We start from the raw sequence: 23,953 nt of genomic DNA, 5'->3' as shown, positions 1-23,953 counted from the left end.
CGGGTTGGGGGTGGTGGGGTGCTCCGCATCCCACCACCCCCAACCTCTCCAATTGCCTACCTGATGGGCACACCAACTCCAGTACCGAGCAGGCTTGTTGGGTCGCCGCACTGGGCCCGATTCGCCGTGGTCCGGTTCAGTCGGGCCACTGGCCGACGCGGACGGGTTCGAGACGCAGGCGGATCCCGGTGGCGGCGTCGACGCGTGCGGCCAGGTCGGAGAGGGTGTGGGCGAAGGCAGCGGCTGTGGTCTCGCCGCGGGCGGTGATGGTCAGGGTGCGCTGGTCCGAGCAGTGGATTCCGTCGGCGATCCGGTGGCCGGGGTGGCAGCCGATGAGTTCGAGTAGCCAGCCGGCGCTGGCCCGCAGCTGCCCGTCGCTGTCGGTGTGGACCGGGCACCCGGCCGCCGACCAGCGGACGGCCTGGGCGGCGGTGACGGGCGGGTTGAGGAAGACCGATCCGGCTTGGCGGGCGTCGGGGCCGTGGGCGTCGAGGAGGAGCCCGCGGCGGTGGCGGTTGGTGAGGACTGCGGCGGTCACCTCGGCGACGGGCGGGCGGGCGCCGACGTGGACGCCGAGTTCGTCGGCGAGCGGCTGGTACGTGATGGGGGCGGCCGGTGAGCGGGTGAGGTGGAACGTCGTGGTGAGGATGGTCCACTGGCTGGGGGCGTTCTTGAAGCGGCTGTCGCGGTGGCGGAGGCGGCATGCTTGGGCGGGCAGGGTCCGCAGTCGGCCCATGCCCCAGTCCCAGGCGGTGAGGTGGTCGAGGGTGTCGGCGATCTGCTGGCCGTACGCTCCGGCGTTCTGGACGGGGGCGGCGCCGACAGTGCCAGGTATACCGGCCAGGCACTCGACCCCGGCCAGCTGCTCTGCGGCGGCCCACTCGACGAGGTCGGCGAGCGGGTGGCCCGCTTGGACGGTCGCGGCCACCGTGTCGTCGTCCACCCGCTTCACGGCGATGCCCCGGGTATTCATCACGGCCACGGTGCCCTCGTGCCCGGCATCGGAGGCGATGACGTTGCTGCCGTGGCCGAGGGTCAGGGGTGTCTCTTCCTGCCGGTCGCCGATCGTACGGACCAGTTCGAACCAGTCGTCGGGGTCGGCGACGTGCAGGACGTCCCTGGCCGGGCCTCCGAGCCGCAGGGTGGTCAGGGCCGCGAGCGTGGGATGGGGCACAGCGCCCTCCTAGGGTTCGTCGGTAATCGCCTTGAGGGCGAGGGCCCGCAGCGGGGCGAGACGGGTGCGGTTGTCCTGGTGGTGGTAGACGGCGTTGATGCAGATGGCCAGGTAGCGGCCGGTGGTGGGGGCGAGATAGAGGCTGGTGCCGGTGAAGCCGTGGTGGTAGGCCACCCGGCCGTCGTCGGCGAGGATCCAGGCCAGGCCGCGGTCGAGGCCGGGCTCGATCTGGGCCTGCGGCTGCATGCTGTGGGCGAGCCAGCGGCCCAGGGGCCCGTCGGTGGCGTGCGAGGACAGCAGGTGGGTGGCGAAGGCAGCGAGGTCGGCCGGGGTGGTGAACACCCCGGCGTGGCCGGCGACCCCACCGAGCAGCGCGGCGTTGTCGTCGTGCGGCATCCCCCACAGCCGGGGACCGCCGGTCAACCGCTGCTCGGTCGGGGCGACCTGGGCCGAGCGGGGCACCGGCCCGTACGTCGTGTCGGTCATGCCGAGGTCCTGCCAGAGCTCGGCCGCCAGCTCGTCCAGGCGCTGGCAGCGGTAGTGGGCCAGAGCCAGGCCGAGGAGGATGAAGCCGCGGTTGATGTAGCGGTGCCCGGCCCCGGGTTCGGCGATCAGCTCCTCGCCGCAGATCAGCTCGGCCAGCGGCTCGGTGCGGCCCCGGTACCGGTCGAGGCGGGTGTCGGCCCGCAGGCCGGAGGTGTGGGCCAGGACCTGCCGAACCGTCACCCGGCCGCCAGGCGCCTCCGCCGGGATGCCCGCCAGCAGTTCGCGCACCGGGGTGTCCAGCGTGAAGCCGTCCATGAGGGAGGTGCCGACCAGCGGCCAGGTGGCCAGCACCTTGGTCAGCGAGGCCACGTCGTACACCGTGTCCGGCCCCGGCCGGGCGTCGCCGCACTCGCGGGCGACGACGCCGGAGGCCAGGAAGCCGGGCGCACCGCCGACCATGCCGTGGGCGATGACGCCGCCGGGCACGGTGCCGTCAGCGGTCATCAGGTCCAGGCACTCGCGCAGGTCGGCGAGCGCGTTCGGGTTCCACGGCACGGTGGCGGTCACGGCTACTCCTGGGTGGTCGTCAGGTCGGCACCGAGCGCGGCCAACTTCGGCAGCAGGCTGCCGTATCCGCGCCGCAGGTGATACATCCCTCGGATCGTAGAGGTGCCCTCGGCGGCCAGGGCGGCGATGACGAGCGCGGTTACCGCCCGGATGTCCTCCCCGGCCACGTCGGCGCCGGTGAGGGCGGACCGGCCCCGGACGGTGATCACCGAGCCGGTCGCGTTGACGGCGGCGCCGAACGCGGCCAGGGCCGGCAGGTGAGTGTCGCGCTGGGTGTAGATCCGCTCGTCGGTGCGGGAGGTGCCCTCGGCCTGGGTGAGGAAGGCGGTCAGCTGCGGCTGCACGTCGGTGGGAAAGCCGGGGTGCGGGCCGGTGGCCATCTGCACCGGCCTCGGCCCGGCCGGGGTGCTGACGGCCGTTCCGCCGTCCAGCGGGTCGAGCTGGATTCCGGCGTCGGCGAACACCGACACCAGCCCGTCCGGGAACGCGGCCGGCGGGAAGCCGTCCAGGTGGACGGTGCCGCCGGTGACGGCGGCGGCCAGCGCGAGGGTGGCGGCCTCCAGTCGGTCCGGCGGTACGGTGAACACCCCGCCCCGGATGCGGTCGGTGCCGGTGACGTTCAGGGCCTTCCTGCCCCGCCACTCGATGCCGACGCCGGCCTGCGAGAGCAGGGCAGCGGTGTGGGTGACCTCGGGCTCGATGCTGGGGTTGAGGATCGTGGAGGTGCCCGGGGTTCGGGCGGCCAGCAGCATCGCGGTGACCGTCGCGCCCAGGCTCGGTCCCCACGAGCGGGTTTCGGCGTCGGTGACGAACGGCAGCCGCTTGCCGGTGAACCGGGCCCGCACCCGGCCCCGGCTCACTTCGACTTCGGCCCCGGCGGCCTCCATCGCGGCCAGGTGCCGGTCGATGTGGCGGGCGCAGAAGGCGTCCCCGCCGGGGGTGGGGAAGGTGACCTTGCCGGCGCGGGCCAGCAGGGCGCCGCCCATCACAGCGGTGGTGCGGATGCGGCGGCCGAGGTCGTCCGGGATGGCGGGGACGTAGGAGTCGGCCGGGCGAGTGTGGAAGTCGTCGTGGGCGGTGGCAGGGATTCCGGTGCGGTGCAGGATCTCGGCGACCACGCCGGTGTCGAGGATCGCGGGGGCGCCGAGGAGGGTCAGCGGTTCGTCGACGAGGATCGCGGCGGCGTACAGGTGCAGGGCGATGTTCTTGCTGCCCTGCACGGGGACGGTGCCGGCCAGGCGGCGGCCTCCGGTGATGCGTACGGCATGCTTGTCGGTCATCGCGGTGGTCATGGTCACCGTCCCTGGCTTCCGGCCGGGAAGAACCCCCCGACCTGGGCCTTCGGGTAGAGCAGGGTGTGCGCGCCGATGAGGGTGGCGGGCTGGAGGACGGTGCCTGCGGGGACGATCACGCCGTCGCCGATCACCGCGCCGAACTTGGTCTGGCCGGTGGCGACGCGGCGGCCGTCGAGGTGGGCGCAGACCTCTTCGGTGGCCGGTTCGGTGACCGGTCCGGAGGTGACCCGGCCGGTGGTGGACACGAACGCGCCTATGTTGACGCCGAGGCCGAGCACGGAGTCCCCGACGAAGCTGGTGTGCTTCATGAAGACGCCACCGGTCAGCAGGGAGCGGGTGACCTCGGCGCCGAAGCCGATGCGGCAGCCGGGGCCGACGACGGTGTTGTCGCGCACCCGGGCGCCGGCCTCGACCCGGGCACCGGGGCAAATCAGGACCGGGCCGGTTACGAACGCGCCTTCGGAGATGACGGCCCCGGGCGCCACGATCACGTGGCCCCGAACGGTGGCGCCGGGCTCGATGGTCCCGGTCGCCTCCGGCAGCGGGATGTCCAGGTTGCCGGCCAGCAGGTCGGTGATGGCCTTCTTAATACCGAAGACGGTCGGGCAGCAGTTCAGCAGCTCCAGCACGACCGGGTCGGTGACGTGTTCGGTGTCGACGTAGTACTCGGGGGTGGTGCGGTAGTCGATGTGCTCCAGCTCGGAGTGCAGGGCGGGCGCGTCGGTCAGCCGGTGCATGGCTGGATCTCCTCTCGGGCGAGCGAGTGGAAGACAGGGGGTGGGGCCGTCACGACGGCCCCCGGGGCCTCAGAAGGCATGCAGGTCGGGCACGGTCACCGCCAGCCGGGGCTGGCCTCGGCGGGGTGGTTGTGGACCGCCAGGCCGAGCAGGGCGAGCACGGGCAGGTGCAGGGCAGCCCAGGAGGCGGTGAGGAAGGCGCCGAGCCGGTCGCGGTCCGGGGCGGCGGCGTGCCGCCGACTGGCGGGCGGCGGGGAGGTGCTGGGCGTTGGCATGGGAAGGCCTCCGGCAGCGGGGGGAGGGGTGGACGTTCCCCAGTGAACCGCCGGGTGAAAGGCCGGATCCGTAGTCGGGCTACGGGCCGTAGTACGGCTACGGTCAGACGAGTCGGACGCCCGCGCGCACCGCCAGATCGCGCACCCCCGGGAGCTTGCGGTCGTGCCGCAGCAGGTCGGTGGCAAGGTCGCGCACGGCACCGCGGCGGACCTCCTGCGGGGCCGCCTCCTCGGCAGCGAGCAAGGCCTGGTAGCACGGCCCTGGCTTGCCCCACTGGGCAAAGGCGCGGGCGACGTCCGTCCAGAACCTGGCCTGCCGCTCGGCGGTCGGCAACTCGGCCGGGTTGATCGTGCGGGCCAGTTCGATCGCGCGGCCGGCGTCGCCGAGCTCGTAGTGCACGGACACCTCGTGCAGGGCGACACCCCGCACGCCGTCCGTCTGCCCGGATGCGCGGCTGGCTGCGGCCGCGCTGTCGGCGGCCTCCTGGATCAGAGCCTGCGCGTAGGCGCGGTCGCCCAGCTTCGCCGCGGTGTACGCGGCGGTGGCGTACAGCTCGGCCCGCGTGGCCAGGCGTGCAGCCTGCGGCAGGGACGCGCTGAGCAGGTCTTCAGCGGCGACCACCACGATGTCGGTCGCGCGGGCCAGGCTCCCCTGGCGGCGCCAGGAGCTGGAGACCATGCGCTGCGCCTCGGCGATGACCAGCGGGTCGCCGGACAGGCGGGCAGCGATCAGCGCTCGGTCGGCGGTGACAGCGACGTGGTTGTTGGTACCGATCTTGATGCACAACCTGGTGGCGAGGTTGTACAGCTGGGCGACGTTGCGGGCGCGCTCCTCCGCGGTTCCGACGACCTCGGCGGCGGCGATGCGGCCGGGCAGGGCCCGGGCGAGCGCCGTGTACTGGGCCGATCGGAACTCCTGACGCGACGTCTCCACCGATGCGGTCACCGACTGTCGGGTCGGCTCACTGCGCGCCGCCGGCACCCGGTCCGTCCCGTAGAGGAGCAGGTCCTCCAGCCCAGCCAGTGGGCCACCTTCCTCGGCGCGGGCGGCCTGGGGGGCTGCGGCGGGGGCGACGAGGGCGGCAGCCGCCATGGTCAGGAACGGGCGGCGTCGCACATCGTCCTCCTTGACAGTGCGGGTGTTCGTCAGCGTAGCCGAGGCGGACTTCCGGGCGCGCGATCTCGGCCGATCGGCGGCAGGCTGCGGGGCGGCCATCAGCTCGCCGAGGTCGGCGTCCAGCACCTCGGCGAGGCGCCGCAGCAGGGTCAGGTCCTTCACCTGCTGCAAGTCCCGTTCGACTTGGGACATCCAGTCCTCGCTGCGATTGAGCTCGTGGGCCAGGCGCAGTTGTGTCCAACCCTTCGCCGTACGGCGCAGCGCGATGAACTTCCCGAACGTGATGCTGGCCTTCACACTGGCCCCCGGATTCAGTATCCGTTCCGCTACGGAACGCCACGGTATCGAGTAATGCGCTGCCTGTACTCGCTCTTGGGAGATCGGACTCCCGGAGCACCCTCTGGGGCGGCCGCCGGTGCACGCGGGCTTTCGAGTAGCTCCCGGGCGGCGACCTTGGCCTGCCCCGCCGACCGCCTCATTGCCGCTGAACAGCCCTGCGGCCCAGACACCAAAAGCACCTGGCTTGAAGGAAGTTGCTACTCAGCTCACGCTCGCTTGGCCGGCGGTGGCACCTCAACGATGCGGCCGAAGGCGGCGCCCACGCGCAGCGCGAAGATGGCGTTGACGCTGTTGGCGAATCCACCGGTGGGGACCGCGCGCGCTGGCTTCTGTCGCGGCGCGCGTCAGGCGACCAGCTCGAGCCGCCGCAGGTGCGAGGCGCGCGTCTTCGCGCGCGGGATCTCGGCCAGCCAGGCGTCGACGCGCGCGAGGTTGATCGCGGCAGCGGTCAGCTGGTGCTGCAGGTGCGTCTTGGCAAGGCCGTGGTAGCGCGCGCGGCGCATGTCCCGCCCGTGGACCGCCTGGGCGATCGTCCCTTCGATGCCGGCGCGCGCGTGGTAGCGCTGGCGCCATTCGTCGGTCTGCTGGTCGGCTCGGGCCTTGCGCAAGGCCTCGAGTTCGCCGCGGTGGTGGAAGGTCATGCGCCGTCCGATCCGGCCGGTGCCGCGGGTGCACTGGGAGCGTGACGGGCAGGGTTCGCAGTCGGTGATGGAGAACCAGACGCGGACCGTCGGGACGCCGGTGGGCGTCGGGGACGACTCGTTCCAGCTCCGGCTAGTCTTCCCCACGGGACAGGTGACCTGCTTGTTGTCCCAGTCGATGGCGAAGTCCTCCTGGGCGAAGCCGCCACCATCTTTGCCCTGCCAGGCCGCGGTCTTCTGGACTGGCCCGACCAGGTCGACCTCGTGGTCGCGCTTGGCGGCGAACAGGTTCTGGGCCCCGGTGTAGCCGGAGTCGACGAAGTGCTCGCCGGGCAGGCGCTCCTTGGCGGCCAGGTCCTGGTGGACCTTCGCGGTGGCGTGGACGTCGGGGACGGTGGCGTCCGTGGTCAGCACGTGGGTGATCAGGTTGGGCCGGTCCGGATCGCAGGTCTCGGTCAGGTGCACCTTCCAGCCCTGCCACTCCGTCTCCCGCTTGGACGCGCTGCGGGCCTCGACGTCGTACGGGGTGGCCAGCCGCTTCGCGCCCGGGGGCAGATTGCCCGGCGCGCGCCAGCGCACCTCGCCCTCCTCGACCTGGAACTCCTGGATCCAGACCCGGCGCAGTACCTCGACGGCGGGCACCATGCGCAGCCACGGCTCGGCGTCGGCGGAGAACACGGACTCCAGCAGGCGCATGCCGTCCAGGCCGGTCTGGTGCCCGAGGGCGATGCGGTCCTTGGTCGTCCGGAGCAACCAGTAGTCCTCGATGCGGCGCCGGTAGCGCTCGAAGAGCTCCTCGTCCGCGTGCTTCGCGAGCCAGTCTGGTGCAGCCGCGGCCAGGGCGTTCAGGGCCGCGCGCAGGGTCTCGCCAGCCAGCTCCAGCCGGTTCAGGTCCCGCGCGGCCGACAGGATGTGCGTGGAGTCGGTGCGCTGTCGGCCGCGTGCGCGCAGCAGGCTGGCCTTGGCCGCGGCCTCAAGCAGGGTGTCCAGGATCTGGTTCTCGGCGCCGCCGGCGATCAGCCGGTCACGGAACTCGCTGAGGACCGAGTGGTCGAAGCCGGGATCGGTCAGCTCCAGCCCCAGCCCGAACTTCCAGTCGATCCGCGCGCGCACCGCCTGGGCGGCTTCGCGGTCCGACAGTCCTTCAGCGAACTGGAAGACGCAGGCCAGCGCCAGCACAGCAGGCGACAGAGCTGGGCGCCCTCGCCTCGGGAACAACGCGGCGAAGCCCTCGTCAGCAAAGAGCGGCCCCAACGCTTCCCGGATCCGGATCGGCATGCTGCCCTTCGGAAACGCCGCGCGCGCCACCCGCGCGGTCTCTTCCGGGACCCCCTGCGACGCGCGCGTCCGCAGTGACATCGACATCCTCCCCAGACATCCCCACCCCGCTCCGAGAAACCCTCGGAGATCAAGAACCGCGATCCTGCCACGGACCACGGGGAGGAGGACCGGCAGCCGTTCGCTTCACCGTCACACCATCAGATGCTCACCCAGCCGCACCAGCGAGAGATCCGAAGACCCTGGCCACGTAGAAGTCCAGCTGGTCGCCGAAGGCCGCTGCTGAGCCGATGGCGGGCGTGGGCAGGGCGCCTGAATCGTCGATCCCGGCGAAGTAATCCACGTCGGCCCAGCCGCCTCGGAACAGCACCACGGACAGTTCGCCGCCCAGGCCGGTCAGGACGACTCCGAAGGAGTCGGGATCCACGACTACGGTCCGGTCCAGCTCCAGCTGCTGTGGCCATTCCTGTGCCTCATCGCGCCACGTAACCGGTTCCACTGTGAGCCCGGCATCCTCCCAACGATCCCTCCGCCGTTCAACCTCAAGGACGGCCGTATCAAGATCGACAACTCGTTCCATGTACTGATGATGCCGGAAGAGCCGTCCACCGCGTTGGGCTGGCCGACGGAACAGCAGTTCTTGGTAACCGGCGGCCATCCGGCCCGACTGTTCGAGGCCGGACGTAGGACAAGCTCACGCCCGCGCGATCTTCCCCGCTGGATTCGCCAACAGCGTCAAGATGGCGTTGCCGTGGGCGTTGGCGAAGCCGCGGCAGATCGCGCCCTCGGTCACGGACGGGGCGAGGGAGGGCAGGGTCGAGTGGCAGACGATGTGTCCGTCGGCGGCGAGGGCCTCGGCAGCGAGTTGCCGTACGCGGCCGGGCGCGAGGTGCATCAGGTTGCCCGGCCGGTAGATGCAGGTGTCGCACAGTCGGGCGAGGACCCGCACCTCCCCGGTGGCGGGGTCGGCGACAGCGGGCGTCGGGTCGTCATCGAGCTGGCGTTGCGGTCGGTTCTGGTTCACGGTGTCCCCCTGCTGTTGGCCTGAAGCGCTATGTGCGGGTCGGGGTCGGGGTGGGCGCGCGGCGCCCACCCCGGCCGGGCGGTCAACTGTCGCGGCCGCGACGGCGCTCGGCGCGTTCCTGCCGGATCCCGTCGACGAGTGCGTCCACCGAGCCCGTCATCGCGATCGTCTCCATCAGGAGCCGGACCAGAAGGTAGCGCGGGTCGGCGGTCTGTGCCCGTTGAAGGGCGATGAGAGCGGCCGGGACCTCTCCCGCGACGGCGGCGGTGAACGCGGCCAGGGCCAGGGGTGCGGCGACGAACGTTGTGGTGGCGCTGGCACACCGGCGGGCCAGCAGCGCCCACAGCTCGCGGGCGCGCGGGAGTTCGTCCGGTTCGATGTATCCGATCGCGATGTCCCGCAGGGGCCGGTGCCGCAGTCCGACGATCAGCTCGGCCGTCTGGCCCGGGGTGAGGCTCTCCAGGGGGATGCCGTCTCCCCCGCCGAGCAGCAGCCTGTCGAGGATCACCGTGAGCCGTTCGGTCTCGGCGCCGAAGCTGCTGGCCTGCACCCGGGCGGCCCGATCGGCGACGGCGCGCTGGATCGCGGCGCGCTGGACTTCCACTTCCTTTCCCGTGATGGGTTCGAAGACGGCGACAATCTCGGCTTCGCTGGGCGGTGTAGGGATGCCGACGGCGCGGGCGTTCATGGTGACCACGCCCGGGTTGTCCGGGCCGTCCACGGGCATGCCCTCATGCTGGTAGTTGGGGTTGGCGTGGTGGTATGCCCACCAGTGGGTGGGGGTGACGAACATGGCAGCGAGGGTGTCGATGCCATGGGCCTCGGCGGACAGCAGGAGCGCGTCCGCCAGCGCCCGGTGCCGGGTCATCGCGGCGTGGCCATCCCTCGCGTCCTGCCGGCTCGCGCACAGGTACAGCAGGACGTTGGTCGGGCCGGTCGCGAACTCCTCCATGCGGTGCAGCGTGTTGTGCATCATGTGGTGCGCGGCCTCGTTCGGGTTGTCCTTGTCGCCGGGCAGGTCGAACTTCTGGCAGAAGAGCGGGCGGTTGCGCAAGGTGTCGTGGGCGAGGATGAACACCATGCCGTCGGGGCCGTCGGGCTGGTAGCTCAGGAGGTAGGGCAGTGCTTCGACGGCCTGGGCGGGGCTGAGGACGTCGAAGGTGGGCACCATGTTGATGTCCAAGAGGATCTCTCCGCTCATGGTCGGTAGGGGTGGGCAGGGGCCGCTCGGCGTACGGCCCCTGCCAGGACGGGTCGCTCAGCCCGTGGTGCGGCAGCTCCGGGCAACGCGGTGCTTGCGCAGGTGCTCGCGCAGGTAGGTGAAGCTCGCGCCGCTGTTGAGCATGTGGAGGAGGAAGTTGGTCAGCTCCTGGTCCGGGATGCACCTGTCGGCGGCCTGGAGGGCGAGGCGGGACCTAGCCTCGTCGCCGAGCGCCCACGCCGTGAACGCGTGGAGGGCCAGCGGCACGGCGGCCTGGTCTGCGTACGCGGCGGGACAGTGGCGGGCGAGGGCAAGCCACAGCTCGTTCGCGGCCGTCAGCTCGTGGTCCTCGCAGTGCAGGAGCCCGATGTTGCGCACGTCCTCGTACTGGAGGGCGAGCAGGAGCCGGGCCGTGAGGTCGTCAGGGGTGTCCTCGGCCTGGCGGGCGCCGGTGACGAGTTCGGCGATGGTGGTCGTCATCAGGTCGATCGCGTCGTCCACGACGCTCTGGTGTCCGCCGGAAAGGATGTCGGCGTGCATGGTGCGCAGGACGGCGTCGAGGGTCGCGGTCATGGCGGCGGCGCGTGCGCCGGTGGCGGGGGCGAGGGACTTCAGAACATCGCTGCTGCGGGGCAGGCCCGCCGGGTCGAGTCCTGCGGGCGGCTCGGGGAGGGCGTGACCGTCGGCGGGGCCGGGCCTCAGCATCGACCAGTAGCGGGCCCGGGTCACGTAGAGGGCTTCGCGAAGAACCAGATCCTGGCGACGGCAGGCGTCGCGAATGCTGTCGGCGAGCGGCTGGTGGGTGAGGCGGGACTGCGGCCCGTAGTCGGGGTCGTCGGGATCGGGGCAGATGTAGGCGACGATCTGGTGGGTGGGGAACCTGAACCTCGCGGCATCGCCGCGCTGGTAGGTGATCAGTTCTTCGGCCACATCCGGCCAGAGAGCAGGGTCGGCGGGCAGGTCGGTTCGGACGGACCCGAGCAGTTCACCGGCGGGGGTGATGCCGATGAGAACGACACTGTTCTCGGGGTGGTAGTCGAAGAGGAACGGCAGCTGGTGAACCAGGGCCTCGGAGCCGTTCAGCAGGAGCGGGTTGTCGGTCATGGGTTCCCATCAGGGGTGGTCCGGATTCGCGGTCCGGACCGGCAACTTAAGAGGACTTACGTCCCCTTTCTTGACTGAAGTCTATTTGCAAGGCGGGCTCGTTGGGCACACCCCAACTGCTCAAGATCTCGGCCCTGGCGGGGACGACCGGGCGGCCGCGCCAGCGGCGGCCGCCCGGGCAACACCACGACCTCCGACTACTGCTCGCGCCGCCGGCTCAGGGCTGCCCGCAGCTCCGCCGCGACGGTCCCCTGCACGCCAGCCAGCTGGTCGCGCTCATCCAGGGACAACAACTCCAGCAGCGCCTGCGCCTGGTCACCCCCGGGCTTGGCATCCAGCGCGAAGAGGAACGCACCTCCGGCCTCCTGCGCATTCCCGTCGAGCAGTAGCGCGATGCCCAGCAGGGTGAGCGGCGCGGCGGCCAGATGGCGGTATGGGCCGACACCCAGGGCCGCGACGCGCGACCAGATCTCCACTGCCCGCTTCACTTCGGCGGGCTCGCAGTAGGCCGAGGCCATGTTCAGGAAGTCCTCGTTCTGGACCGCAAGGAGCAGCTGCGCCGCCTGTGCGGCGGTCAGCTCCTCGATGCCGCGGCGGCCGGTCAGCATGGCATCGAGCAGCGACATGAGGTTCTGCTTGGTGACCTCGCGGCCGACTTCCAGCTCCTGCGCGAATGCTCGCTGGATCTCGGCCACCATGCCCCCGTCCTCCTCATCGTCGTCCGCGGCGTGCCGGTCGCCCGTCGGCGGCATGGCAGCGCGGGGGTTGAAGGCAGCGGACAGCTGAACGGGCAGGGGCCGCCAATGGGTGGGGGTGATGAACTGGCTTTCGATGACGGTCAGGCCATGCCGCGCGCACGCGACGGCGAGGTGGTGCCAGACAGCGGCGTACAGGTCGACGTCCTCGGCCCTGTGGCCGGCGCGGGCATAGATGAGCACAGCGACGCTGCGCTGCCCTGCGCTGGTGGCGGGCAACTCGCTGACGTCGCCGATGAAGGCCCGGGCGAAGGACGACAGGCGGTTCGGGTCCTCGGGGATGTCCGCGCAGAGCAGGCGCAGGGGCTCGCCGAACTCGGCGAGGACGATCTCGCCGGCCGGTTCGCGGCCGAGCGCACAAGCAGTGAAGTCGGCCAGCTCGGCCATCGCGAGGATGTGGGGGCTGTTGTCGGACATGGCGATTCCTCGTTCCAGGTGGCGGGGTCGCGCCGTCGGGGGCGCGACCGGAGTGACGTGGAGCGGCTAACGGTCGGCCGGGGGCCCGCAGGCCCCCGGCCGCCGGGTCACGCCGCGAGGAGCAGGGCCTTCGCCGCGTCCTTGGTCGGGTTCTTCTGGTCGTGCAGCAGGGTGGTCATCGCGAGGTTGGCGCGGTGCTCCTGCTCGGTGAGGTCCTCGGGGGACCGGACGGTCCGGAAGTAGTCCTCGAACTCGATGACCGCCTGGAGTGCGGCCCAGCGGGTGCCCCGGATGTTGTCCTGGGTGTCGGCCTCGGCGAACAGGTGGTGCAGCCGGTCCCGGCGCTCCTCGAAGGCGGCGACGATGTGCTTGCGCGAGTCCTTGCTCGGGGCCCCGAACAACCGCGTGATCAGCTTGTCGAACTCCTGGTTGGTCATCGCCTGCTGGTACAGGGTGGTGGCCTCGGCTTCCAGGGCTGCGGCGTAGCGCTCGGTGAAGCCGAGGGTGCGCCGGGCCTCCTCGAGGTCACTAAGGGCGGTCGCGGTGTGGCGGACCTTCCAAACGCGCTGGGCCTCGTTGACGGCGAGGTCGAGGGTGTTGGTGCACACCGCCCGGACCGGGGTCTCGACGGCGACGGCGGCGGAGCGGCCGTCGTGCGAGTTGGCGAACAGGGTGTACAGGTCGATGCGGTCGGCCGCACCCTCGGGGTCCAGGGTGATGCTCGGGGACTTGGTGGACATGAAGACGACCCGGCCTCCGTCGAGGGCACCGGCGGTCTCGTAGGTGACGTGGCCGCCGCCGACCAGCTCGTCCAGGAAGGTGAAGGCGTCGCGGTTCTGGATCGGGGTCCAGGTGTTTCCGACCAGGCCGCCGACCCAGTCGCCGGTGTCGGTACGGACGGTGGCGAAGCGGTTGGGGATGCGCTTGCCGAGCTTGCCCTTGTTCATCGGCAGGATCGGGAGCTTCTCGACCTCCCAGTCCAGCTTGGCGAGGTGCAGCACCTCCTCGCTGGTCTTGGCCTCCTCGGTGACGGTGCCGAGTCCGTGCCAGGCGGGCTGGCGGTGGGAGTAGAAGGCCGCCTCGCCGGTGGTGTTGTCGATGGCGCCGAGGTCGGCCCGGCCGGTGATGACGTCGCTGTCGCGCATGGGTGTCTCCTGTGAGGTCTGCCCGGATTCGCGGTCCGGGCGGGCAACGAAGCTGACTTCCGTCTGCTTTCTTGACCCCAGTCTATTGTCAGACGGGCGCCCTTGGGCACACCCTTCGAGGCGCGAACTTCAGACACTTCCGCCCCAACCGAACAGCGCGCTGAGATCACGGCGCCCGCCGACCGGAAGGCGGCCAGGGCGCGTCCCGGATCCAGCCCACAGGCCGAGGACCAGGCCACAGCGGACCCGGCGGCAACGCCTAACAACGGCGGCCCCATCCGTACGTGGGGGGCGGCTGCAAATTCGGTCAGGATCGACCAACTTCCCCTCAGCGAAGCGCAGTTCAGCGTGTCGGATGCCACACGAGGGAAGGGAGTCGGCATCCACCCACCCATGGATGCCAACCGAGGAGATTTCCATGATCCCAAGAAACGCGGCCGCCCTCCTGAGCGGTGCGCTGGTGCTGCTGGCCGCACCACTGGCCGCCGGCCCCGCCGCCGCGGTCGGCACGCGCCCGGCCATCCGCACGAGCCCGGCCGCCGCCCCCGAGGCGCAGAGCCTCGCGGGCAACTGGCTGATCCACACCTTCAACGGCAAGTGCCTGGAGGTGGAGAACTCCCAGACGGGCAACGGTGCCACCGTCCAGCAGTGGGACTGTGTCGGCCAGGCAGGATCCCGCTGGTACGGCGAATGGCACGGCGACTACGAGTACATCAGGAACTCCAACAGCGGGAAGTGCCTGGAGGTGGAGAACTCCCAGACCGGTAACGGCGCCCGCGTCCAGCAGTGAGTGGTGTGCATCGTGAAGTGGCAGGTCACGGGCCTGGTGTGCGTCGGTGTCGGGGTGCTCGTGCTGGTCACGCGGGGCAGTCTGCCGTGTAGATCGTCGGGCAGGGAGGTCTTCGTGGGTTCTGGCCCGTTCCAGCCCGCGATGCTCCTACGCTCCCGGGCATGGTGGACCCCGAGGTACTGGAACGGATCGCCGCGCGCCGCGCGGAATTGGACGAGCTGGAAGAACACCTGGTCAAGCAGTTGGACGGGGTGAATGCCGAGCGGGACGAACTCGCAGTCGCCGAGCGGGTCCTGACGCGGATGAGCGAGCGGACAGCTGGGGAACGGGCTGCTGTCGCACCGGCGTCAGCGCAGGTCGGCGGGCGTGCGATGCTGCTGGTCCCGCACCGCGGCGACAGCGTTGACGAGACCGCGCTGCCCGACGACTACCGCCGGATCCTGGCGATCGTGCGAGCCGCCGGCGGTCCGGTGCAGGTCAGGACGGTGGGCGAAGAGCTGGGCCTTCAGGTGGAGGTGCGCGGGAAGCTGGAGCCGCTGCGGGGCGAAACTGGTCAAGCTCGCGGACCGCGGCTGGCTGCACAAACGCGGCGACGGGAAGTTCACCGCACGGCTGTAGCCGTCCCGCCCCTGCACGCCGCAGGGGCGTAACCGGAGGGCCTCCGGCGGCAGTTGAGTTTGGTGTGAAGAAAAACAACGGGCTCGTCGAGGGCCCCGACGGTCTTGTCTACACCGCCCGCCTGCCGCTGTCGAGTGCCACCTTGAACTGGCTCGCCGACCTGGTACGCGGCTACTGCAAGAAGATCGGATCGCGGTGGCGGGCCCTGTCGGCAGGGAGGATCGCCGGCATCGTGCTGGCGGTGCTGCGCTGTGACCAGCGGCCCGGCGACCTGGCCGGCGGGAACGGGGTGCACCGCACCACCGTGACCCGGTGGGTGCGTGAGGTCGTCGGCCTGCTGGCCGCCCGCGCCCCGCGTCTGGACCGCGCACTCAAGAAGATCGCCCGATCGGGTGGCGGGGTGGTCCTGCTGGACGGTTCTCTGATACGCACCCGCCGCCGCACTGGGACCGAGAACCGGAAGAACTACTCCGGCAAGCACAAATGCCACGGCCTGCTCGTGATCGCGCTCACCGACGACAAGGGCCGCCTGGTCTGGGTGAGCGCGGTCCGCCCCGGACGCACCTCGGAGATCACCGCGTGCCGCCACGACAAACTGACCGCCCATCTGCGCGCGGCCGGCCTCGGCGCGATCGCCACCTGGGCTTCGTCGGCCTCGACGACAGCGGCCCCGATGCTGACCCGGCGGTGATCACCGGCTACAAGGCGGCCCGCAACCGGCCCCTTACCCGGGGGCAGAAGCTGTCCAACAAGGCGCTGGCCGCGGTCCGGGCCCCGGTCGAGCACGGCTTCGCGCACCTGAAGAACTGGCGCGTGCTCGGCAAGGTCCGCACCGACCCGAAGTGGGCGACCGCGCTGGTGCGGGCCCTGCTGGTCCTGACGAACCGGGAAGTCGCCCGCTGACCGACGATCTTCACCGAAGTCATCCGCCCGCAACCAGCGTGAGCACCCCGACACCGACGCACACCAGGCCCGTGACCTGCCACTTCACGATGCACACCACTCAGTGTGTCGGTGTCCGTAACGGCCCGGACGGCCGCCGGCCAACCCCGCCGCTACCCGGAGCGCGCACCGCCGCCGAGCGACGGCGCCAGGTCAAGGAAGGTATCCGATGGAGGGAGCCGACGTCGGTGGGCAGACTGGAGGAGGGGCCCCGAACGGTGGTGACGCGACCTGTGGGACTGACCAGTCACAAGCTTCTGGCACTGTGCACCGTGCTGGCGATGCTGTCGGTACTCGGAACGCTGTGGATCTGGCCGCGGCTGGCGTACCGCAGCTGGCCCGCGATGTTCGGCCGGCTCGCCACCATCGTGTCCACCCAAGTCCTGCTGCTGTGCACGCTCGGACTGCTGGCCAACGACTACTTCGTGTTCTACAGCAGCTGGGGCGACCTCCTGGGCCACAACAGCGGGTCGGCGACCATCCAGGGCACCGGCCCGTCCCCCGGCACCGCGGCCGGTACGGGGGCGGCCGGCGTGCAGCTGCTCGGGCGCGAGCAGGCGCCCGCGACCGGCAGCCTGGGCCAGGACCCGGCACAGGTCGGCAGGCTCGACCGGGTGCGGATCCCGGGCGGCTCCACCGGGCTGTCCACCGACGGCTACGTCTACCTTCCGCCGCAGTACTTCCAGGAGCCGTTCAAGGACCAGCACTTCCCCGCGGTCGTCGTCATGACGGGATTCCCCGGCGATGCGAAGAACCTGATCACCAAGCTCCGCTACCCGGCGACCGAGCTCCAGCTGATCAGGAGCGGCGTCATGCAGCCCACCATCCAGGTGCTGATGCGGCCGTCGCCTTCGATGCCCCAGGACAGCGAGTGCGAGGACATCCCCGGAGGCCCGCAGGCCCAGACGTACTTCACCACGGACGTGCCGCGGGACCTCAGAGCGTCCTACCGGATCCTCACCGGTGGCGGCAGCCTCGGGGTGATGGGTGACTCCACCGGCGGGTACTGCGCGCTCAAGCTCGCCATGGAGCACCCCGACGTGTTCGCCGCCGCCGTGTCGCTGTCCGGCTACTTCAAAGCGGCCGAGGACCTCACCACCGGTGACCTGTTCGCGGGCAGCCAGCAGCGCCGCGACCAGGCCGACCTCAACTGGAGACTCGCACACCTGCCCGCACCCCCGGTACCTGTCCTGCTCGCAGACAGTAAGGAGGACGGCAGCACCTACGCCGACTCGCGGGCGTTCGCCGCCGCCGCACGCCCGCCGATGACCGTCACCCAGGCGACCGTCGACACCGGGGGACACAACTTCACCACCTGGATCCGTCTGCTGCCCCCGTCCCTCAGCTGGCTCAGTACCCACCTCTCCGCCCCCGCACGGCCGGGCGCTTCGCCCTCGGCCGCACCCCTTTCTCCCTCGCGTTAGGCGCCTGCCAGGCCAGGCGTCACAGCCGGCGGCCGCCCGGGGTGGAGCCGGCCACCAGGGGCACCGGCGTCGAACGCGGTCGGCCATCGCCGGCCGGGCACCGGGGTTCCGTCCGTCCCCGGTGCGGCGTGGTGTACGTGGCTCCGGCGGATGGAGGACGTCCTCAGGGGCAGGTCTGCCGGTCAGGGCCGGTCATCCGCCGCTGGCCGGCTCGACCCGGTCGGGCGGGCGGGGAGGCGGGTGCGGAAGGTGCAGCCTTCGGTAGCGTCCGCGAGGGTGAGGGTGCCGCCGTGGAGGGTGGCGATGTCGCGGGCGATGGACAGGCCGAGGCCGGTGCCGCCGTCGTCGCGGCTGCGGGCGTCGTCGAGCCGGGTGAAGCGTTCGAAGACTTTCTCGCGGTCGGCGGTGTCGATCGCCGGCCCGTCGTTGGTGACGTCGATGACCGCACGCCCGGCCGCGGGCTCGTAGGCGAGGCGGACGGCGATCGCGGTGCGGGCGTGGCGCTGGGCGTTGTCGAGGAGGTTGGTGAGCAGGCGGCCGAGCCACATCGGGTTGCCGGTGGTGGTGAGACCGTCGGTGAGGTCGAGGGTGAGGTCGTGCGGCTGGGGGCCGCGTCCCTCGACCGTGGTGCGGACCAGGTCGGCGAGGTCGACCTGCTCGGTGGGGCCGTCATGGCCGGTGGCGTCGAGGCGGGCCAGCAGGAGGAGGTCGGTGGCGAGGGACTGGAGCCGGTCGGTGTCCTGGAGGGCCCCGGCGACCATGGCGGCGCGGACGGCGGGGTCGGGGTGGGTGTGGGCGACCTCCAGCTGGGTGCGCAGGACGGCGAGCGGGCTGCGCAGTTCGTGGGAGGCGTCGGCGATGAAGCGGCGCTGGCGGACCCCGGCCGCCTCCAAGCGGTCGAGCATGGCGTTCATGGTGTGGGCGAGTCGGGCGATCTCGTCGTCGCTGCCAGGTTCGGGCACCCGCCGGTCGAGGTCGCGGTCGCCGATAGCGGCGACCTCGGAGCGGATCACCTCGACCGGTCGCAGGGCGCGACCGGTGGCCTTCCAGGTGACGACGCCGACGGTCGCGACGAGCAGGCCGCTGAGCGCGGCGAGGGCGGCGGTGGTGAGGTCCTCGGCAGTGTCGGCGGTGTGCAGGGATGCTCCGACACGCACGGTGACCTGTCCGGCGGGAGTGTCGGCGGTGAGGGTGGTGACACGCTGGTGGTGTTCGTCGCCGAGCGCGGCGAGGTCGAAGGTGTCGTGCCCGTCCATGCCGCCGGTCGGGGTGAGCGCGGGTCGACCCGCCAGGTTCTGGCTGGATGCCACGACGGCGTTGTCGGCGTCGGTGACCTGGACGAAGTCGGTGCCGTGGTCGAGCGGAATCGGGTTCGGCAGACGGTTGCCGGCGGCGAGCCGGGCCACCACCTGGGCCTGCTCGCGGCCACCGGCCTCGACACTGCGTACCAGGTTGGCCCGCAGGAGGAGCAGCACGGCCGCCGAGGCGACCAGCAGCACCGCCGCCACGCCCGCGCAGGCCGCGAGTGTGGTGCGGGTGCGGACGGACCGGGGTGCCAGACGGGCGATCAGCGCCGCGATGCGGGGCCTGGCCGTGAGTCGCCGAATGGCGACGGCGGCGCGGCGGCGGACGGAGAGGAAAGGCCCGCTGGTCCGGTCAACCACCGTCGGCCGCCAGCCGGTAGCCGGAGCCGCGCACCGTCTGGACGGCACTGCGGCCGAACGGGGCGTCGATCTTGCGGCGCAGCGCGCTGATGTGGACCTCGACGGTGTTGGGGTCGCTGTCGGCGGAGTCCCAGACCTCCTCCAGGAGGTCGCGCTTGGAGACGGCTACGCCGGCCCGGCGGGCGAGGTGGTCCAGGAGCGCGAACTCGCGAGGGGTGAGCGCGATCGGAGTGCCGGCACGGGTGCAGGTGCGGGCGGCGGAGTCGACGACCAGGTCGCCGAGGACGGTGCGCTGCGGGGCGCGGGAGCCGATCCGGCGGGCGAGGGCCTTGAGACGGGCGATGAGGACGACGAAGGAGAACGGCTTGGACAGGTAGTCGTCGGCGCCGGTGTCGAGGGCTTCGGCCTCGTCCCACTCGCCGTCCTTGGCGGTGAGCATCAGGATGCCGGCGACGCTTCCGGCGGCCCGCAGCCGCGAGCACACCCGGTAGCCGTTCAGGCCGGGCAGCATGATGTCGAGGATGATCACATCGTAGGCGTGGTCGGTGGCCCGGGCCAGGCCGGACAGGCCGTCGTGGACGATGTCGACGCTGAATCCCTCGACCTCCAGGCCGTGCTTGATCGCCAACGCCAGCCGCTGTTCATCCTCCACCACCAGTACGCGCATACCCCCAGGGTGGCAGGTCGCCAGGCGCAGTAACTGAAGGCGTCTTCAGGTCTTCAGCAATCCTTCAGCGCTCACTCGCCATGCTGGGCCCATCGACCGACCGGGCATGGGGCCCGGAGGCGTTCTGGGAGCCGGGGTGAGCACGGTGGACGAGTCCGCGGGCGGGCATGAGTTCCAGGAACCGCACGAGAAGCAGAAGCCAGCGCGGCGGTGGTGGCCCGGTCGCGGCGGCCGGTGGGCCAGCGCGGCCGCGGCGGTGGTCCTGATAGCCGGCGGCGCGGTCGCGGTCGCCGCGCACCACGGCTTCGAGGAGAGGGACGACCGGGCCATCGCTCACACCGACGGCCGCGGCCACGATCACACCCGTGCGGACCGTGCGGACGGGCACGATAGCGAGCAGCAGGTCTTCCAGGGCGACGCGGGCGCGGCCCAGGTGCCTGCGCCGCTGCCGTCGCTGGACGCCGCGGACGCCGTGGTCAAGGCCTCCTCCGCCGTGCCCGGCGGCAGGGTCGAGTCACTGCACCCGGTGTCCGTCACCGGCGGCGGTCGGGCCTGGCAGGCCGTGGTCCTCGGTCCGGACGGCGTCCGGCACGCGGTCACCGTCGACGGTGCCTCCTTCGCGATCACCTCCAACACCGTCATCGGTGGCTGACCCCCCTCACCCGCCCGCTCGGCGCCTGCTTCGCCGACTGGGCCGGTGTCAGCCGGCCGCGCGGAGGCCTTGACCTGGGCACCGGTCCAGTCAGCCTGGTCCTGGCCGTGATCATCGCCGCCGCCGTCCTACGGCTAACCGTCGGGTCCCGCCGCCCGGCCCGCGCGGACGCCTGACCGTCCGCGCCCACCCAGCCCCGGTCGGGCGGGGAGCTTCCCCCGGAGCGCCCGCCCGACCGGCTTTACGCCGCCATCACCGCCTCGGCCTGGGTCCTCAGGAAACGGTCAGCCCGGCTCCGCCATGATGACCGCGTTGCCCGTTGGCACTGGAGCGCGAAACAGGTAAGCGCTTCCACCGGTGCGGGTGCCGTCCGTCCGAGGGCCGCCACCCCGGGCCGTGGTGCCCAATCCCCGCCCGGCGGAGGCGGCAGCCCGGTCCCTCCCACGACCGGAACGGGAAGAGACGATGCGAAACGCCCAGCAGACCTGCCTGGCAGGCGTCCGGTGATCAGCTGGTTCCACGCGGCCGTACTCGACCTGATCCAAGGACTCAGCGAGTTTCTGCCGGTCTCCTCCAGCGCCCACCTGCGGGTCTTCTCCGCAAATGCTCGGCTGGGACGGCCCCGGTGCCGCGTTCACCGCAGTCACCCAACTCGGCACCGAGTCCGTGGTCCTGATCTACTTCGCAAGGACATCGCCGCGATGGTCTCCACCTGGGCCCGCTCCCTGTTCAAGCCCGCGCTGCGCAGCGACCCGCACGCTCGGATGGGCTGGTTCGTGATCGTCGGCACCCTGCCGATCGCGGTCCTCGGCAAGCTGTTCCAGCCACGATCGAGACCCAGCTGCGCGACCTGCGCATCATCGGCACCACGCTGATCGTCTTCGGCCCGATCCTGGCGGCGGCCGACCGCACCCGCGCGATCCGAAACGCCCGCACGGTCGACCAGCTGACCTTCCCGCACGCACTGATCTACGGTGCGGCCCAGTCACTGGCGCTGATCCCCGGCGTGTCCCGCTCCGGCGGCACGATCAGCGCGGGCCTGTTCCTCGGTCACAGCCGCGAGGGCGCCGCCCGCTACTCCTTCCTGCTCGCCATCCCCGCCGTGCTGGCGTCCGGCGCCCTGGAACTGTCCAAGATCGGTGAGGGCCCGACCGGCCCGGGGTCCGACCGCCCTGGCCACGCTGATCGCCTTCGCGGTGGGCTACGCGGCGACCGCCTGACGTACATATCGCACCACAGCTTCCTGCCGTTCGTGATCTACCACATCCTGATCATCGGCCTGGTCACCGCAGGTGTCCTGGGTCCGAACGCCGGCACGATCCACTGAGACTCCTCCGGGCGGGCCCGCGCGAGCGGTTCCTGAAGACACCTTCAGGTCTTCAGGAACCCTTCAGCGCCGCTCGGTCATGCTGGACATGACTGTCCGGACACGACACCGGCCACCGCGGGGAGGGACCTCCCGCGATCGGGCCGGGCGCGTCGGCCGGCAGCCCCACTCGGAAAGGCGCCACGATGCTGACCTCCTCGGCCCTGCTGGCCGTCAACCCGCTGGACGCGGGCTCACTGCTGGCCGCGTTCGGCGCGCTGGGCATCGCCGTGATCATGTTCGCGGAGACCGGCCTGCTCGTCGGCTTCTTCCTCCCCGGCGACTCGCTGCTGTTCACCGCGGGCCTGCTCTGCACGACCGGCGCGCACAGCGGCCCCCACCTGAACCTCGGCCAGGTCCTGGTCGCCGCTGCGGTCGGCGCCCTCGCCGGCGCCCAGGTCGGCTACCTGATCGGCCGCCGCGGCGGCCGCGCCCTGCTCGCCCGCTCCCGCAGCAAGCACCTGCACGACGGCGCGGTACGCGCTGAAGAGATCCTCACCCGCTACGGCCACGGCAAGGCCGTCGTCCTCGCCCGCTTCGTCCCCGTCGTGCGCACCGTCCTCAACCCGCTGGCCGGCGCGCTCGGCGTCAACGCCCGCACCTTCACCCTGTGGCAGGTCGTCGGCGGCCTGCTGTGGACGGTCGGCCTGGTGATGGCCGGCTACGCGCTGGGCTCCTCGATCCCCAACGTCGACCACTACCTGCTGCCGATCGTCGCCGTCGTGGTCGTGGTGTCGCTGCTGCCTCTGGTCCTGGAGGTTCTGCGCTCCCGCCGTCAGGCCAGGGCCCGATGACCGGCCCGGCGAGCACGCTCGCCCTCGACGGCCGCGGAATCGACGACGGCCTGTACCTGCGCATCGACCAGTGGGCCCAGCACCTGCCCGGGCCGCTGCAACACGCTGTCGCGGCGTTCTCCGCCTACGGCCTGGCCCTGGTCGCCGTGCTGATGCTCCTCGCCTGGTGGCGCGCCCGCCGCGCAGACAGCGCAACGCTGGCCCGGGCGCTGGCCGCACCGCTGGTGGTCGTCCTCGCCTTCGCCGCCGACACGCTCCTCAAGTCCGTCCTGCGCGAGCCCCGCCCGTGCCAGGTCCTGGACGCCGGACGCACCCTCGAAGCCTGCCCCGCCACCGGGGACTGGTCGCTGCCCAGCAACCACACCGTGATCGTCTTCGCCGCCGCAGCCGTGCTGTGGCAGGTCGATCGCCGCCTCGGCATGCTCGCGCTGCTGCTGGCAGTCGCGATGGGCATCTCGCGGGTGCTCGTCGGTGTCCACTACCCGCACGACGTTGCCCTCGGCGCCGCTGTCGGCACCGCTGCCGGTTACGGCCTGGGCCTGCTCGCCGACGGCGCCACACCCCTGGTCGACCGGGTCCGCGAGGGGAGAATGCGCAGATGGCTGACCGCATGACCCCGCGGCAGGCGGTGCCCTGGATCACGATCTGTGCCGTGGCGTTCGCCATCATCGCCGTGGCCCTCGACTCGAACGGATGGGCACCCCTGGGGTTCGAGCAGGCGGCCGTCGACTGGGCAGTCGCCCACCGGCCTCCCGCCGCCGTCACCCTCGCCAGCGCCATCACCGCGCTGGGCACCGGTGCCTTCCCCTACCTGGTCGCTCTCGCTGCCGGCGTCGTCCTCGTCCGCGCCTACCTGCCCCGTCACTCCGGCCGGGCGGCCGCCGCGCTCCTGCTTGCCCCCGCGCTGTGGCTGATCGTCGGCCAACTACTGCGCCAAGGCCTGATGCACGGCTTCGGACGACCCCGGCCGCCCGCCTCGGACTGGGCGTTCACCCCCTCCGGATTCGCCTTCCCCTCCGGTCACGCCTTCACCGCCACCGTCTGCGCCGGCCTGCTCTGCCTCGTCGTCGTCCGCACCCACCCCGGCGCACGCCGGGCCGCCATCACGCTCGCTCTGGCCTTCGCCGGCGTCATCGGTGCCACCCGCGTCTACCTCGGCGTGCACTGGCCGCTGGACGTCCTCGGCGGCTGGCTCCTCGCCACCGCCTGGCTGCTCCTCGGCGCCGCGCTCCTGCGGTCGCCGGGCCGTCCGACGCCCGAGAAAGCGACGGTAGACCGGCCAACGACAGCACGGTAGACACATTGGGCACGCCTTATGTGCGCCAGGACGGGAGCAGGTGTAGAGGATGTGCTGATCATCCTGCTTGGCCGGTCTTGGGCGCGCACTTCAAAGCAGGCCTCGACACACAAACCGCTGGGGCTGTCGCCGAGACAGCGGAACACTCACGCTCCGTGGTAGAAGATCGCTTCTGATAGCGCTG

25 protein-coding genes and 1 pseudogene are annotated in these 23,953 nt (G+C 71.6%); 11 read left to right on the top strand and 15 right to left on the bottom strand.

Annotated features, from left to right (window positions below; translation table 11 throughout):
- Window positions 1–136 precede the first annotated feature (136 nt).
- The 13 genes from ACZ7RU_RS33195 to ACZ7RU_RS33135 form a co-directional block, all read right to left on the bottom strand.
- Window positions 137–1,174 (bottom strand): UDP-N-acetylmuramate dehydrogenase, encoded by a 1,038-nt coding sequence (locus ACZ7RU_RS33195; protein WP_470344688.1) that lies wholly within the window; start codon window positions 1,172–1,174, stop codon window positions 137–139.
- 9 nt (window positions 1,175–1,183) lie between these two features.
- Window positions 1,184–2,227, bottom strand: a complete 1,044-nt coding sequence (locus ACZ7RU_RS33190; RefSeq protein WP_470344687.1) for a serine hydrolase domain-containing protein — start codon at window positions 2,225–2,227, stop codon at window positions 1,184–1,186.
- 2 nt (window positions 2,228–2,229) lie between these two features.
- Window positions 2,230–3,519 (bottom strand): UDP-N-acetylglucosamine 1-carboxyvinyltransferase, encoded by a 1,290-nt coding sequence (locus ACZ7RU_RS33185; protein WP_470344686.1) that lies wholly within the window; start codon window positions 3,517–3,519, stop codon window positions 2,230–2,232.
- A 2-nt stretch (window positions 3,520–3,521) separates the two neighbouring features.
- The gene (locus ACZ7RU_RS33180; RefSeq protein ID WP_470344685.1) at window positions 3,522–4,259 is read right to left on the bottom strand and encodes an LbetaH domain-containing protein; all 738 of its coding nucleotides are present in this window, start codon (window positions 4,257–4,259) and stop codon (window positions 3,522–3,524) included.
- A gap of 95 nt (window positions 4,260–4,354) precedes the next feature.
- Window positions 4,355–4,534 (bottom strand): hypothetical protein, encoded by a 180-nt coding sequence (locus ACZ7RU_RS33175; protein WP_470344684.1) that lies wholly within the window; start codon window positions 4,532–4,534, stop codon window positions 4,355–4,357.
- A gap of 103 nt (window positions 4,535–4,637) precedes the next feature.
- Window positions 4,638–5,948, bottom strand: a complete 1,311-nt coding sequence (locus ACZ7RU_RS33170; protein ID WP_470344683.1) for a helix-turn-helix domain-containing protein — start codon at window positions 5,946–5,948, stop codon at window positions 4,638–4,640.
- 386 nt (window positions 5,949–6,334) lie between these two features.
- On the bottom strand, window positions 6,335–7,990 hold the full coding sequence (locus ACZ7RU_RS33165) for an IS1182 family transposase (protein ID WP_470344682.1): 1,656 nt from the start codon (window positions 7,988–7,990) through the stop codon (window positions 6,335–6,337).
- A 127-nt stretch (window positions 7,991–8,117) separates the two neighbouring features.
- Complete coding sequence (locus ACZ7RU_RS33160; protein WP_470344681.1) at window positions 8,118–8,489, bottom strand: hypothetical protein; 372 nt, start codon at window positions 8,487–8,489, stop codon at window positions 8,118–8,120.
- Between the two features lie 114 nt (window positions 8,490–8,603).
- The gene (locus ACZ7RU_RS33155; protein ID WP_470344680.1) at window positions 8,604–8,933 is read right to left on the bottom strand and encodes a hypothetical protein; all 330 of its coding nucleotides are present in this window, start codon (window positions 8,931–8,933) and stop codon (window positions 8,604–8,606) included.
- An 82-nt stretch (window positions 8,934–9,015) separates the two neighbouring features.
- Window positions 9,016–10,134: a DUF4192 family protein gene (locus ACZ7RU_RS33150; protein WP_470344679.1), complete on the bottom strand. Its 1,119-nt coding sequence runs from the start codon at window positions 10,132–10,134 to the stop codon at window positions 9,016–9,018.
- A gap of 57 nt (window positions 10,135–10,191) precedes the next feature.
- The gene (locus tag ACZ7RU_RS33145; protein ID WP_470344678.1) at window positions 10,192–11,238 is read right to left on the bottom strand and encodes a DUF4192 domain-containing protein; all 1,047 of its coding nucleotides are present in this window, start codon (window positions 11,236–11,238) and stop codon (window positions 10,192–10,194) included.
- A gap of 197 nt (window positions 11,239–11,435) precedes the next feature.
- Window positions 11,436–12,410, bottom strand: coding sequence for a DUF4192 family protein (locus tag ACZ7RU_RS33140; protein WP_470344677.1), 975 nt, complete (start codon window positions 12,408–12,410; stop codon window positions 11,436–11,438).
- 107 nt (window positions 12,411–12,517) lie between these two features.
- The gene (locus ACZ7RU_RS33135) at window positions 12,518–13,555 is read right to left on the bottom strand and encodes a DUF932 domain-containing protein (RefSeq protein ID WP_470344676.1); all 1,038 of its coding nucleotides are present in this window, start codon (window positions 13,553–13,555) and stop codon (window positions 12,518–12,520) included.
- A 418-nt stretch (window positions 13,556–13,973) separates the two neighbouring features.
- On the opposite strand from ACZ7RU_RS33135, the gene ACZ7RU_RS33130 reads away from it, so the two are divergent.
- The 5 genes from ACZ7RU_RS33130 (at window position 13,974) to ACZ7RU_RS33110 (ending at window position 17,329) form a co-directional block, all read left to right on the top strand.
- Window positions 13,974–14,345, top strand: a complete 372-nt coding sequence (locus ACZ7RU_RS33130) for an RICIN domain-containing protein (protein WP_470344675.1) — start codon at window positions 13,974–13,976, stop codon at window positions 14,343–14,345.
- A gap of 161 nt (window positions 14,346–14,506) precedes the next feature.
- Window positions 14,507–14,995, top strand: a complete 489-nt coding sequence (locus tag ACZ7RU_RS33125; protein WP_470344674.1) for a hypothetical protein — start codon at window positions 14,507–14,509, stop codon at window positions 14,993–14,995.
- A 32-nt stretch (window positions 14,996–15,027) separates the two neighbouring features.
- Window positions 15,028–15,654: a transposase family protein gene (locus ACZ7RU_RS33120; RefSeq protein ID WP_470344673.1), complete on the top strand. Its 627-nt coding sequence runs from the start codon at window positions 15,028–15,030 to the stop codon at window positions 15,652–15,654.
- Window positions 15,651–15,866: a transposase family protein gene (locus ACZ7RU_RS33115; protein WP_467572095.1), complete on the top strand. Its 216-nt coding sequence runs from the start codon at window positions 15,651–15,653 to the stop codon at window positions 15,864–15,866. Before ACZ7RU_RS33120 ends, ACZ7RU_RS33115 begins: the two co-directional genes overlap by 4 nt.
- A gap of 320 nt (window positions 15,867–16,186) precedes the next feature.
- Complete coding sequence (locus ACZ7RU_RS33110; protein ID WP_470344672.1) at window positions 16,187–17,329, top strand: alpha/beta hydrolase; 1,143 nt, start codon at window positions 16,187–16,189, stop codon at window positions 17,327–17,329.
- Between the two features lie 182 nt (window positions 17,330–17,511).
- On the opposite strand, the gene ACZ7RU_RS33105 is transcribed toward ACZ7RU_RS33110, so the two are convergent.
- Both ACZ7RU_RS33105 and ACZ7RU_RS33100 read right to left on the bottom strand, forming a co-directional pair.
- Window positions 17,512–18,993, bottom strand: coding sequence for a sensor histidine kinase (locus ACZ7RU_RS33105; protein WP_470344671.1), 1,482 nt, complete (start codon window positions 18,991–18,993; stop codon window positions 17,512–17,514).
- Entirely contained in the window at window positions 18,986–19,660 is a 675-nt protein-coding gene (locus ACZ7RU_RS33100) for a response regulator transcription factor (RefSeq protein WP_470344670.1), read from the bottom strand. Before ACZ7RU_RS33100 ends, ACZ7RU_RS33105 begins: the two co-directional genes overlap by 8 nt.
- Before the next feature lie 136 nt (window positions 19,661–19,796).
- Between ACZ7RU_RS33100 and ACZ7RU_RS33095 the strand changes: the two genes are divergently transcribed.
- The 6 genes and pseudogenes from ACZ7RU_RS33095 to ACZ7RU_RS33070 all read left to right on the top strand — a co-directional run bounded on the left by ACZ7RU_RS33095 (window position 19,797) and on the right by ACZ7RU_RS33070 (window position 23,769).
- On the top strand, window positions 19,797–20,312 hold the full coding sequence (locus tag ACZ7RU_RS33095; RefSeq protein ID WP_470344669.1) for a hypothetical protein: 516 nt from the start codon (window positions 19,797–19,799) through the stop codon (window positions 20,310–20,312).
- Window positions 20,213–20,488 carry a hypothetical protein gene (locus ACZ7RU_RS33090; protein WP_470344704.1) on the top strand — a complete coding sequence of 92 codons (276 nt, stop codon included), beginning with the start codon at window positions 20,213–20,215 and terminating at the stop codon, window positions 20,486–20,488. Before ACZ7RU_RS33095 ends, ACZ7RU_RS33090 begins: the two co-directional genes overlap by 100 nt.
- A gap of 330 nt (window positions 20,489–20,818) precedes the next feature.
- Window positions 20,819–21,639 (top strand): annotated as a pseudogene (uppP, locus tag ACZ7RU_RS33085) (undecaprenyl-diphosphatase UppP).
- Window positions 21,640–21,824: 185 nt separating this feature from the next.
- Complete coding sequence (locus tag ACZ7RU_RS33080) at window positions 21,825–22,472, top strand: DedA family protein (protein WP_470344668.1); 648 nt, start codon at window positions 21,825–21,827, stop codon at window positions 22,470–22,472.
- On the top strand, window positions 22,469–23,086 hold the full coding sequence (locus ACZ7RU_RS33075) for a phosphatase PAP2 family protein (RefSeq protein ID WP_470344667.1): 618 nt from the start codon (window positions 22,469–22,471) through the stop codon (window positions 23,084–23,086). The genes ACZ7RU_RS33080 and ACZ7RU_RS33075 overlap by 4 nt, the downstream gene beginning before the upstream one ends.
- Window positions 23,071–23,769, top strand: coding sequence for a phosphatase PAP2 family protein (locus tag ACZ7RU_RS33070; protein ID WP_470344666.1), 699 nt, complete (start codon window positions 23,071–23,073; stop codon window positions 23,767–23,769). The genes ACZ7RU_RS33075 and ACZ7RU_RS33070 overlap by 16 nt, the downstream gene beginning before the upstream one ends.
- Window positions 23,770–23,953 lie beyond the last annotated feature (184 nt).

Source organism: Kitasatospora sp. NPDC114501 (assembly GCF_055633695.1).
This window is presented reverse-complemented; position numbering and strand designations above follow the sequence as displayed.